General features: G+C 30.8%; 5 protein-coding genes and 1 other annotated feature. Of the genes, 1 reads left to right on the top strand and 4 read right to left on the bottom strand.

Features of this window, described 5'->3' with window-relative positions:
- Positions 1–17 precede the first annotated feature (17 nt).
- Positions 18–2,639 carry a pyruvate, phosphate dikinase gene (ppdK, locus tag ACX6CF_RS03835; RefSeq protein ID WP_458783979.1) on the bottom strand — a complete coding sequence of 874 codons (2,622 nt, stop codon included), beginning with the start codon at positions 2,637–2,639 and terminating at the stop codon, positions 18–20.
- A 345-nt stretch (positions 2,640–2,984) separates the two neighbouring features.
- Entirely contained in the window at positions 2,985–4,373 is a 1,389-nt protein-coding gene (locus ACX6CF_RS03840; RefSeq protein ID WP_458783980.1) for a glycine--tRNA ligase, read from the bottom strand.
- A 70-nt stretch (positions 4,374–4,443) separates the two neighbouring features.
- Positions 4,444–4,620, bottom strand: a binding site (T-box leader).
- 242 nt (positions 4,621–4,862) lie between these two features.
- Between ACX6CF_RS03840 and ACX6CF_RS03845 the strand changes: the two genes are divergently transcribed.
- The gene (locus ACX6CF_RS03845; RefSeq protein WP_458783981.1) at positions 4,863–7,094 is read left to right on the top strand and encodes a glycoside hydrolase family 3 N-terminal domain-containing protein; all 2,232 of its coding nucleotides are present in this window, start codon (positions 4,863–4,865) and stop codon (positions 7,092–7,094) included.
- 107 nt (positions 7,095–7,201) lie between these two features.
- Here the strand turns inward: ACX6CF_RS03845 and ACX6CF_RS03850 are convergent, their stop codons facing one another.
- Together ACX6CF_RS03850 and ACX6CF_RS03855 are read right to left on the bottom strand one after the other, a co-directional pair.
- Positions 7,202–11,641 (bottom strand): LamG-like jellyroll fold domain-containing protein, encoded by a 4,440-nt coding sequence (locus ACX6CF_RS03850; protein ID WP_458783982.1) that lies wholly within the window; start codon positions 11,639–11,641, stop codon positions 7,202–7,204.
- A 292-nt stretch (positions 11,642–11,933) separates the two neighbouring features.
- Positions 11,934–13,694 (bottom strand): sensor histidine kinase, encoded by a 1,761-nt coding sequence (locus ACX6CF_RS03855; RefSeq protein WP_458783983.1) that lies wholly within the window; start codon positions 13,692–13,694, stop codon positions 11,934–11,936.
- Positions 13,695–13,777 lie beyond the last annotated feature (83 nt).

Genomic DNA, 13,777 nt, shown 5'->3' on the forward strand with positions numbered 1-13,777 from the left:
CTAGAATTCCTTTTATATTAATTATTTAAAGCAGCTTGAGCCGCAGCTAAACGAGCGATAGGTACTCTAAATGGTGAACAAGATACATAATTTAATCCTAATTTATGACAGAATTCAATTGAAGCAGGATCTCCACCATGTTCTCCACAGATTCCTAATTTAATATCAGGTCTTGTAGCTTTACCTTTTTCAACTGCCATCTTAACTAATTGACCAACACCAGTTTGATCTAATTTAGCAAATGGATCTGATTCAAATACACCTTTTTTGTAGTAATCTTCTAAGAATGCACCTGCATCATCACGAGAGAATCCAAATGTCATTTGAGTTAAGTCATTAGTACCAAATGAGAAGAATTCAGCTTCTGTGGCAATTAAATCAGCAGTTAATGCAGCACGAGGTATTTCTATCATAGTACCAACTTTATATTGCATATCAATACCAGCTTCAGCTATTACAGCATCAACAGCTTTTACTACTATATCTTTAACATATGCTAATTCTTTGATTTCTCCAACTAATGGAATCATAATTTCTGGAACTATATCGTATCCTTGCTCTTTCTTAACTTCAATTGCTGCTTCAACAATAGCTTTTGCTTGCATTTCAGCAATTTCTGGATATGTTACAGCTAAACGACAACCTCTGTGACCAAGCATTGGATTGAATTCATGTAATGAATCAACAGTAGCTTTTAATTCGTCAAAAGTGATTCCCATATCTTTTGCTAGAGATTTGATATCTTCTTCATCATGAGGTAAGAATTCATGTAGTGGTGGATCAAGAAGACGTACAGTCATTGGCATTCCTTTTAAGGCTTCATACATACCTTTGAAATCGCCTTTTTGAATTGGTAATAATTCGCTAAGAGCAGCTTTTCTTTCTTCAATTTCTTTTGCAACAATCATTTTTCTCATTTTTGCAATTCTATCTTCTTCAAAGAACATATGCTCAGTACGGCAAAGACCAATACCTTCTGCACCAAATTCAACAGCTTTTCTAGCATCTCTTGGAGTATCAGCATTAGTTCTAACTTTTAAAACTTTAACTTCGTCAGCCCATGCCATGAACTGCTCAAAATCTCCTGAAATTTCAGGATCAACTGTCTTAATATCATCAATGTAAATATTTCCTGTTGAACCGTCTAATGAGATATAATCTCCTTCTTTAACAGTTTGTCCAGCAACAGTAAATACTTTGTTTTCTTCATCAATCTTAATATCTGCACAACCAGATACACAGCAAGTACCCATTCCACGAGCTACAACGGCAGCATGTGATGTCATACCTCCACGTACTGTTAAGATTCCTTGTGAAGCATACATACCTTCAATATCTTCTGGTGAAGTTTCAAGTCTTACTAATACAACTCTTTCGTTTCTCTTAGCAGCTTCAGCTGCATCTTCTGCAGTAAAGTATACCTTACCAGCAGCAGCTCCTGGAGATGCTGGTAAACCTTTAGCTACTACGTCACCAGCTTTTAGAGCAGCAACATCGAAGTTAGGATGAAGTAATTGATCAAGTTGTTTTGGCTCAACTTTCATTAATGCTTCTTTTGGAGTCAATAATCCTTCTTCTACTAAATCAACAGCAATCTTTAATGCAGCAGCTGCTGTTCTTTTACCATTACGAGTTTGTAAGAAATATAATTTACCTTTTTCAATAGTAAACTCCATATCTTGCATATCTTTATAATGATTTTCTAAGTTAGTAGCTATTTCCATGAATTGTTTATATACTACTGGCATATCTTGTTCAAGTCTTGTTATAGGTTCTGGAGTTCTAATACCAGCAACAACGTCTTCACCTTGTGCATTTAATAAGTATTCTCCATAGATTCCAGATTCACCAGTTGCAGGGTTTCTTGTAAAAGCAACTCCTGTTCCTGAACTTTCGCCCATATTACCAAATACCATTGTTTGAATATTAACAGCTGTTCCCCAGTTTCCTGGAATATCATTCATTCTTCTGTAAATGATAGCACGTTCATTATTCCATGAACCAAAAACTGCTTCTACAGCTGCCATTAATTGTTCCTTAGGATCTTGTGGAAATTCTTCACCTAATTGTTCTTTATATAAATTTTTGAACGCAGCGATTACATCTTTTAAGTCATCAGCTGTTAAATCTAAATCACTAGCATATCCTTTTTGTTCTTTGATATCATCTAAAACTCTTTCAAATTTTGATTTTTGAAGACCTTTAACAACGTCAGAAAACATTTGAATAAATCTTCTATAAGAATCGTATGCAAATCTAGCATTTTCTGTAGCTTTTGCAAATCCTTCAACAGACACATCATTCAATCCTAAGTTAAGTACTGTGTCCATCATACCAGGCATAGATACTCTAGCTCCAGAACGAACGGATACTAATAATGGTTGGCTGTTATCACCAAATTTTTTATTATTAATTTTCTCAACTTGTACTAAAGCGTCTTCAATTTGTCCTTTAATCTCTTCAGATATACTTTCACCATTATCATAATAATTAATACAAGCTTCTGTTGAAACAGTAAATCCTTGAGGAATTGGTAAATCTAGCTTAGTCATTTCTGCTAAGTTAGCACCCTTACCACCAAGAAGGTTTTTCATTGATGCATCAGCTTCACTAAACATATAAACATATTTCTTGCTCATTAAATATACCTCCTGATAATCTTTTCTTTAATTATTTATATTAAAAACCTGAGGTTAAACCTCTTAGTTTTTATGTCACTTATTAAAACACAAATAAATATTAATGACCTTATAATAAATTATGACCAAATTGTATAATTTTAACAATTTTTTCATTGATATAACTGTAAATAATTCATTAAATTTTATTTGCTAAAATTTTACTAATATGTCAGTCCGACATATATTATAACACAAAAACTTAAAATAAGTAGATTTTTTTTTGTTTTTTTCTACTAATATATAGATTTTAACCAATTGACTAATAAAGTATCTCTTTAATGTTTTTTTTTGTGTAATTTTATGTTAAAATGTTATTCTTTTTCCTAAATAATTTAGTAAATCATCTATTTTAACTCTTTCTTGTTCCATTGAATCTCTATCTCTAATAGTTACTGCTCCATCTTCCAAAGAATCGAAATCAAATGTTAAGCAATAAGGAGTTCCAATTTCATCTTGTCTACGATATCTTTTTCCGATACTACCTCTATCATCATATTCAACATTATAATGTTTACCTAACATAGCATACACTTTTTCAGCTTCTTCAGATAATTTTTTAGACAATGGAAGAACTGCTACTTGTACAGGTGCAATTACTGGATGAAAACGTAAAACTTTTCTAACATCACCATTTTCCAATTCTTCTTCGTCATAAGCTTCACATAAAAATGCTAGTGTTACTCTATCTGCACCTAGTGAAGGCTCAATACAATATGGGACATATTTTTCTTTTTTAACATCATCAAAGTATGCCATATCAGCACCAGAAACTTCTTGATGTTTTGCCAAGTCAAAATCAGTTCTATCGGCAATACCCCATAATTCTCCCCATCCAAATGGGAATAAGTATTCTATATCAGATGTTGCATTACTATAATGAGATAATTCTTCCTCGCTATGATCTCTTAGTCTCATATTTTCTTCTTTTATACCAAGAGACAATATCCAATTGACACAGTATTTTTTCCAATACTCAAACCATTCAAGGTCTGTTCCTGGCTCACAGAAAAATTCTAATTCCATTTGCTCAAATTCTCTTGTTCTAAATGTAAAGTTACCTGGAGTAATTTCATTTCTGAATGATTTACCTATTTGACCTATACCAAATGGTATTTTCTTTCTAGAAGTACGTTGTACATTTTTGAAGTTAACAAAAATACCTTGTGCTGTTTCTGGACGTAGATAAACAGTATTTTTAGCATCTTCTGTTACACCTTGGAAAGTTTTGAACATTAAATTGAATTGTCTAATATCTGTAAAGTTTTTCTCTCCACAAGAAGGACAAACAATACCTTTTTCATCAATATAGTTTTTCATCTTTTCATTAGACCATGAATCAACAGCATCTTCTATTTCAAGATTATTATCTTTCATATAATTTTCTATCAATTGGTCAGCTCTAAATCTTTCTTTACAACTTCTACAATCCATTAAAGGATCATTGAAACCACCTACGTGTCCTGAAGCAACCCATACTTGTGGATTCATTAATATAGCACAATCAATTCCTACATTGTAAGGACTCTCTTTAATAAATTTTTGCCACCAAGCTTTTTTTACATTATTTTTTAATTCTACTCCAAGAGGTCCATAATCCCATGTATTAGCCAATCCACCATAGATATCTGATCCCGGATAAACAAAACCTCTAGCCTTTGCAAGCGCAACTACTTTTTCCATTGTCTTTTCCATAATTTATACATCCTTTCTATACTTATTAATATTATTTTTTACACGTAAAAAAAGACATTCTTCTATCCCCAAAAGGGACGAAAGAACATCTTCCGCGGTTCCACCCTACTTGATGTGATATAATCACATCCACTTACTTATCTGTTCAAAAGTGCCATTCATTAATTATATTCTGTTCAGCTTCCACCTTCCTGAACTCGCTCTAAGAATTCTTTAATTAATTACTTACCTTCATCAATACAGAATCATTATATAATTTCTATATAGTAATATTTCAATTAAAATATATTTTGGTAAAACTGTCTATATATGAGAAAAAGTATATCAAAACAGTCTTTCTATGTCAAGGATAATTATTAATTAACTTCATTAATTCTAAGCAAATAAAACAAGTAAAATATATTCATTCTTTTGTAAAAAAAATCTATTCATTTAAATCTTATTACATATTATACTATCAACTATAAATTTATTGAGGAGGCAACGAATTTGGAAACATTACAATACGAACAAATTGTTAAATCTATGAATCTAGATGAAAAAATCAATCAACTTTCTATGGTACAAGGTAGAGACTTTCTACAAAATGGTGAGTTTTCAAAAGAAAAGGCTGATATTATTCTAAAAAGCGGTAGTATCGGAGCTATACTTGATCCCAAATTACCTACTGAACAAAATGTAAAAGTAATAAACGCTATACAATCTTATATTATTGAAAAAAGCCTCTATAATTTACCTGCTATTGTAGTAGCAGAATGCTTACATGGTTATATGGGAGTAAATGCTACTATCTTTCCTCAAAGTATTGGTATGGCAAGCTCTTGGAATGAAGAATTAGTTAAAAAAGTGGCAGAAGTTATTGCCCTAGAAAGTAGTTCTGTGGGCATTAATCAAGGACTCGCTCCAGACTTAGATTTAGCAAGGGAACTACGATGGGGTCGGGTTGAAGAAACTTACGGTGAAGACCCATATTTATGCGAACGTCTTGGTATAGCATATATTAATGGGTTGCAAGGAAAAAAGCAAATAGATGATCAACATATCGGTGCGACTGTCAAACACTTTGTTGCCCATGGTAGTCCCGAAGGTGGTGTAAATCTTTCACCAGTGTATACCGGACCACGTCAATTAAGAGAACTTTATTTACCTCCTTTCAAAGCAGCTATACGAGAAGCTGGAGCTATGTCTGTCATGAATGCATATAGTGAACTAGACGGAATCCCAATAGCAGCTTCAAAAGAAATTATGACAGACTTACTAAGAGATGAATGTGGATTCAATGGTTATGTAATCGCTGACTTTGGTAGTATAGATATGCTACATCATTTTCATAAAACAGCAGAAAATTTACAAATGGCAGGTATTCAGGCATTAGAGGCAGGAATTGATATAGAAGCACCGTTCCAATTATGTTATGGTTCAAAATTAAAAGAAGCTGTAGAAAAAAATATTTTAAAAGAAAAAGTAATTGATAAAGCAGTATTAAGGGTATTAAAAACAAAATATCGACTTGGATTAAATAATTATAAACCAAAAGATATAAAAACAGCAATAGATACAATCAACTGTAAACATCATCAGATTTTATCTCAACAAGCAGCAGAAGAATCTATTGTTCTCTTAGAAAACAATGATAATATTTTACCATTAAGTAAAAATATAAGAAGTATTGCTGTTATTGGACCAAATGCTGATTCAGCTCAGTTAGGTGACTATACTATTGAAAAAGCAACTGTGGTAACACCTTTAGAAGGTATTAAAAAGCAAGTTGCTCCATATACAGAAGTATATTATTCACAAGGCTGTGATTTGTATTTACATGAGGATAAAATAGATGAAGCTGTAATAATAGCTGAAAAAGCTGAAGTTGCAATAATAGTAGCTGGTGGAAGTAGTATGGTAAATTGTGGTATAGGTTGGGAATACGAATCTTTAGGCGAAAAATTCAAAGAAAGCTATGCAACATGTGGAGAAGGCTTTGACAGAACAGAATTAACATTACCTGGTAAGCAAAAAGAACTTATAGAAGCTGTATCTAATACTGGTACACCTATTGTTCTTGTACTTATGAATGGAAGACCTTATAGTATTCCATGGGCAAAAAATAAAGTTAACGCATTGCTAGAAGTATGGTATCCTGGAGAAAAAGGTGGTACCGCACTTGCTAATATTCTTTTTGGTAAAGTTAATCCTTCAGGGAAATTACCTCTTTCCATTCCTAAAAAGACTGGTCAATTGCCTCTCTACTATAACCATAAACCATCAGCTAGAGGCTTTTACAAAGATCCTGGGTCTTTACAAAAACCTGGAAGAGACTACGTTTTTTGTGACACTGAACCTCTCTATCCATTCGGATACGGTAAAAGCTATACACATTTTGCATACTCAAACTTGAATGCAAAAATAAATGAACACAAAAAAGAAATTAATATTGAAGTTTTAGTAAAAAATATGGGGCATAGAACAGGTCAAGAAGTAGTACAACTTTATGTCAATGATTTAATAAGTTCAGTTACTACACCAATCAAAAAATTGATAGGATTCAAAAAAATATTAATTAATCCAAAAGAAGAAACAAAAGTATCCTTTACAATTCCTTTTGAAAGGCTCAGTTTGTATAACAGAGATATGGAACAAGTAACAGAAGCAGGTGATTTTGAATTGATGGTAGATACACTTAATTGTTCTATTAATATTAAAAATACATATTACATTAAATAATATTATATAAATTCTAAGTAAAGATATTAAAGTATTAATAAAAACAAAAGCATTAGTTACGATAAATTCACCTGTAACTAATGCTTTATTTGTTTTACTTATTTAATCTAATATGCGTAATAACACTTTAGTCCATTTAGAGAATAATTAAATTCTTTATCCTCTATAATTTCTTGTTGAGTTAATTCTCTATCATATATCCGTACCTCATCAATATAACCTCTCCATTTACTGGTTAGATTTGCATCTGATCCAATATGAAGTTTTGTATCTGTAGATATAATATTTCCTGTCCCATTTGCTGTACCATCTAATTCACCATTGATATAAAATTTAATTGCTTTTGTTGTTGCAGAATATGTTGCTGCTATATGTATCCACTCATCACGAGGAATAGTAGAATTCCCAACAACACATGCTCCTCCTCCGACAAATCGTAATTTATCAGTATTTGTAATGTCTATCATATATCCACTATTTGTGTTTATTATAGATTTATCAATAATTCTTGTATAAGTACTTGGTGCAGCTGATGGTTTATAAATCCATGTTTCTAGCGTAATCCCATCCACTGGAGCATTAAGAGATAGTGAATTTTCAGCTTCTAAACAGCACTGACCATCAAGATGAATAGCCTTTCCTATTACACCTTGTACCTCCATTACATTATTAATTGAAAATGCATCATTACCGTTATCAGAAAGATCTATATATCTAGTAGGTTCCTGTGGTAATTGAATATCTCCTACATTATATGCCCTGAATTCCTGTATGCAAGGCTCTGCTATTGCACTATCCATTATTAATCTTAATCTTGTAGTAACTATAGCCTCAAAATTAATTTCCTTCATACCACCCATATTTGTTCCAGAATAAACAACTTCCCATTCATTGTTATTCCAATATTGGATTCGATAACTTGTAATATTATTCTCTTCTTCAGATAATACAATACGATTCACTTTTGTTTCATTCTTAAAATTCAGTTGCAGCCATGCACCACCCGTTTCATTTTTAGCTGCCCAATATGTTTTTGTTGTAGTATCTATCGCTCTTATTGGTTGAACATCATATTTAAAAGTAAAATCCCCATTTATATGTAGATGTGTCCAATCTCCTGGTATATTCCCTACTCGATATGAAGGATACTGTCCATCTAAACTTATCGGCTCTGAATTTGATGAAGCAGTCACTTTTGCAGTTACTGCAAGATTTGGATCTGCAAATAATTTAAATTCAGAAATAGAAGGTTGTAAATTTGCTGAATTAACCATAAATCTTATCTTATTACTTCTTACAATTGGAAATACATTAGTCATTCCTGTACCAATAGATGTACCAGTATAAGTAGTTTTCCAACTATCTTCATCCCAATATTGTATCTCATATGAAGTAATATTATTACCTGACTCAATTATTTCCACTCTGTTAATATCAGTTTCTCTTTCAAAATCAACTTCTAACCATTCATTATTCGTACTATTAGGAGTCCATAATGAAGAAATATCATTATCTATTGCATTATCAGCAATATTATTATTTGAAACCGATGATACTGTAATTGCTTTATTCACTGCAAGATTAACAGGACCAACAGGTGGTGTATTACCGTTACAAGGCTCTAATACATATGGTGTTTCAGATAATGTTGTTAATAACACAGCATCATCAATAACATTAATGCAGTCTATAAATACCCTGCCAGAAGTAGTTAATTGATAACGCTCTACTTTACTAACATCATTCCAATTTGATGGTAGTTTCCATATACGAGTATTTCCATACTTGCTATAAACATATATTTTTTTACTACCATCAACTGCTGGAATAAACCTATCTGTTCCATCTGCAATTAATACTTCTTTATCCCTTAATGAAAAATTATTAGTTAGTTTATCTACTTTAGCAATCAAACTATCTCCCCATAGAACCTGATAACTATTTGTAGTTTCTTTATACTCTTGAAGTTCATAGTTCGTCATATACCCATTAGTCATAGTATATAAATATGTATCTTCAGTAAGTTCCTTTTTCGTATCTCCTGTAGCAGTGTTCCCATTTCCACATCTTGCCCTAGATGATACCATATAAGACCATAACTTATCATAAGCTTCACCTTTATCTAACGAGAAAGTTTCTGTACCGTAATAATTATTTTGAAGTATTGTCTGTCCTGCATTAATAAAATGATCAATAATACTGTCTGTTGCATATCTTTTAAATATAAACCCACCATTTATTCGTTTCTCTGGTGTATAATATTCTGTAGTAGCAAAAGTTCCATTTTCCTTCCATTGATCAATTTCCATTTTCTTAGCATATCGTTCTTCTGCCACACCATATCCTACATCTTCACTGGTATTATCAATCATAACATCCTGATATATAATAGTAGGTGCCCAATAGTTGCCTACAAAATCATCTATTCTCTTTAATGCAGTACCATTACGAAAATCCTTGTAATGACTAATAAACCATGCATTAAATCCAAAAACATTTGATCCGTATGAAAGTTTTTTTATCCCCCATGAACTCTTTGCTAAAATTTTGTCACGAAGTTCACTATTGTAAGCATTGCTAAATTCAGTCATATCTGATTGATTGACATGAAATGACAAATCACCATTATACTTTGCCATTTCAGAACGCCCCTTATCCAACGCTTCACGTCCACCTAACCCTGGATTCACCTGTTGTTCTGACCAATCAGGCCAATTCCAATCATGTCCTCTTCCCTGCCAACCTGCGCATTCATAACTTTGATAAGCTAATCCATCTGTTAAATAATAAAATTGTCGTTGTTGAGCTGCTAGAGTATTAAATGGGCTGTATGTCTGAGTTGCAGTATTAGAAGTTTTCTTTGCATCTTTAACGAAAGCTACCTGCACATGAGTCCAATTACCTCCATTTTTAAAGAAACGCTTTAAATTTTCTGGCATTTGGGGTAACTGTTCTCTCAACCACAATGCTCCATCCTGCCAATCAATAGTGTTGTTATTATTATTATCTGAACCAATATATGTTTTGCTTTCGAACCATATACCGGGTTTATAATTATCTTTTAATCTATAATAATACTCCCTATCATAGATAGAAACACATTTTATTCCACTTATGTCTTGTACTTTTACTTCAAAAGGAATATCAAAAGCCGAATTACAATAAGCTGCTCCTACCGCCTCATTAGTATAAAGGAAAGCCCATGGCGTTACTTTATTACCTGTAGATAATGAAGATAGGTTTTCTATAACATCTGTTACATTATGTGTTCCATTATCAGCATACCATGCGGCACTGCTTCCTATCTGGTCATTTTTCACTGTCATTATAGGTGTAGTAATTCTAATAGTTCTTACATCGGATTCTCCATCACCAGTAATATTAGTAATTTCCCTTACTAATTGGTTACCTTCAAGAATAAAATTATAGTGAATAGATACATTTAAATCAGAAATATTCACTTCATAATCTGCTAATGCCCCATTAGAAGTAAATGATGTAACCTCTGCATTATAATCAGTACCATTTATATTAATCTTTGGAATTGTTGCTGTATCTGCTCCAAAAAGCGTAGCCCCATCTGTATTCGACTTATACATTAGAGGTTGAGGAAAATTTTTATCTATGGTAACTGTAATTGATTCATTTACAATATTAATAGTTTGGTTTATACAAGATATAGTCCATACTTGTTGTTCTCCTTCTGGAGATGTTACTGTATAGATGACAGGATTAGTAAAATCCTGTATTTCTCCTGATTCAGTATTGATAGTTGCACCCTCTGGTATTCCAATGTTGGTTACTAAAGAAGTAATATCTATGCCTAATTCAGTTTTAAAATGTATTGTATGATTTTCTTTATCTATATTTGCTTGTCCCAATTGACCTGGAACAGAAAATGAAGTAATATAATTTTTTACAAGCTCCTGTTGCACAATATCATCAAACCAAGAATCTGAAACAGACCACTCTACAAATCCCACTTTTCCAGACCCTTCTTTTAAAAGATTTAACTCTCCTTGATATATTTGATTATCATCAAGCCATATTATAAAATCTCTCCCAATATATTCTATTTTTACCGTATGCCATGCATTTAAATCATTTATTGTATGTTGAAAAAGTATGTCATAATTATCGGGATCTTGAAAAGCATCTTTACGTTCTCTAATTCTCCAATAACCATCATTTTGATAGCCAAACCATATGTAATCATTAGGCGATTGATATCTAATTACCCCTCCACATCTACCTTCTGTACCTGGTTTTAATTTAAATTCATAAATACCATCTTCAATATTCATTGAATTATCATCAATTATCATCGATTCACCACTAGTTTGATTAATATGTACTTTTCCATCTTGTACTGATTTTGTGACATTATTAACACCATTAATTATTAAATTGCTTATATCATTATCATCAAAATTCTCAGTATAAACTTGTCCTGAAGCATTAACAGTTAATGAAACTCCCTGTATTATTGCTATTATCAAACTTAAAACTATAACATATGATGTTACTCTACAAATTCTTTTTTTCATGCAATACCTTCCCCTTTCCATTACTTATTTTAGTAAAAGTTATTTTGTTATGATATAACCAAAATTAACCTCCCTAATTATATGGATAATGAAAGTATATGATTTTATATTATTTATGTAAATACATTTTTTTTACAGGTATATATATTTTTTTATTTACTCATTTATTTTTTTCTATAAAATATTTATTAATTTTACTAATACTAAGAGATATCAAACCATGCATATTTAGGTCTGCTTTGAAATAAATTATTTTTACTAATATATAGATTATTTCGTTTTATATGCCAAATTAATTATTCATAATTGGGATAGTAATTGTAACAGTTGTTCCAAGACCTTTTTCTCCTTTAATGTACAACCCATATTCTTCACCAAAAGTTAATTTTATTCTATCATTCACATTACAAATACCTATACTCGCAAACTTCTCCTTCTTTTTTTGCTCATGTTTCAAAGTTTCTAAAATTTTATTTTCATCTAATCCACTACCATTATCTTTAATAATTATGTTTATTTTATCATGTTTTCTATAACAGGTTAATTTTATATTTAGTGTATAATCAATATTATTTTGGCCATGAATTATTGAATTCTCAACTATAGGTTGTAATAAAAATTTTAGTATTTTACATTCCATCAGTTGGTTATCAATATCATATGTAATATCAAAAGAAGTACCATATCTAATCTTTTGAATAATAATATAACTTTCTAAGTTTTTCAATTCTTCTCTTATACTAATTAATTCGCTTTTTTCAATAATTGTACTTCTAAGTATTTCTGCTAAAGCACCTAACCCTTTACTAACACTATTTGCTTGACTAATCATTGCAGTCCATTTTAATGAATTTAAAGTATTAAATAAAAAATGTGGATTTATTTGTGCTTGTAACATCTGAATCTCAATTTCTCTTTTTTCATTTTGTTCTTTTTTTACTTCATTTATTAATCTTTCTATTTGTACAACCATATTTTTAAAATTCGTTGTTAAATAGCTGATTTCGTCATTTCCATTGCAATCAATTTCAATATCAAATTTTCCTTTTTGTACATCCTTCATATGACTTACAAGCTTATTCAGAGGTCTCCATATAATCTTAGATATAGTAATTGATAGAAATGCGATGACCAGAATACAGACTATACTTACCCAAATAATATTTAACATGATTTCATGTGAATCCTTATTAAAATTAAAATATGGTATTGTACTTACTAAGAACCATTCCTTATTATTTATAGGCATATTGGGAATTAAATATTTTTCTTTGTCAGTTTCTAAAGTAAATACGTTTTCATTTTCTTTATCATGTTTTAGAAGTTCCTCAATTAGATTTTGTTGTTTATATTTTTTACCCATCTTTACATCTGTACCTATAGATGATATGACCATCCCATGAGAATCTATAATAAACACTTCAGATTTTTCTCCTAGATTAATATCTTTGTAGATATTTGTGAATAACTGCTCATCAAGTGCTATAAAAAGATATCCTATTCCTTTTTTGGTTTTCTCAGATTTCAACTTTCTATAAACCAAAATATTACTTTTGTTATTAAGAAAAATATATGACCAACCTATTTTTCCATCTAGATCATCTGCCATTTTAGCAATACTTTTCAACTCTTCTTTTTTGAATTCACAATAACCATAATTATATAAAAACTCAAAGTCATTAGTCACTATCTCAACATCATTCAAATATTTAAGTATTTGATATCTACCAGTGAAATAGTCTGTTATATTAACAATATTATTTCCTTTTGTGACAAAATCTAACTCGTTATAATTTTGCAGACTATATTGAACTGGCTCCATTAATAATATTTCATCACATATCATATTAATAGAGTTAATATTAGACTCTATATTAATTGATGTTTCTCTAAGTATTTGTTGAGAATATTTCATTGTCTTAGATTTTATAGCATCAATTGATTTATAACATGAAAAAATTCCAACTACAAGAGTTGGAGTTAATGCTAAAATAAAAAATGATGCAATAAGTTTATTTTTTAGTTTTGCTCTTGACATACTTTTTGTATTCAATTCAATCAATCTCCTTATATAAGATGTCACATTTTTATCTAAATTATATCTTATTGCATTTTTCTTTTCAACTTGCTAAAACC

This window comes from Vallitalea sediminicola, from assembly GCF_054408565.1.

Bases quoted from the DNA above. Each gene is read 5' to 3' on its own strand.
- ppdK (WP_458783979.1), bottom strand. From the start codon at position 2,639: ATGAGCAAGAAATATGTTTATATGTTTAGTGAAGCTGATGCATCAATG.
- ACX6CF_RS03840 (WP_458783980.1), bottom strand. From the start codon at position 4,373: ATGGAAAAGACAATGGAAAAAGTAGTTGCGCTTGCAAAGGCTAGAGGT.
- ACX6CF_RS03850 (WP_458783982.1), bottom strand. From the start codon at position 11,641: ATGAAAAAAAGAATTTGTAGAGTAACATCATATGTTATAGTTTTAAGT.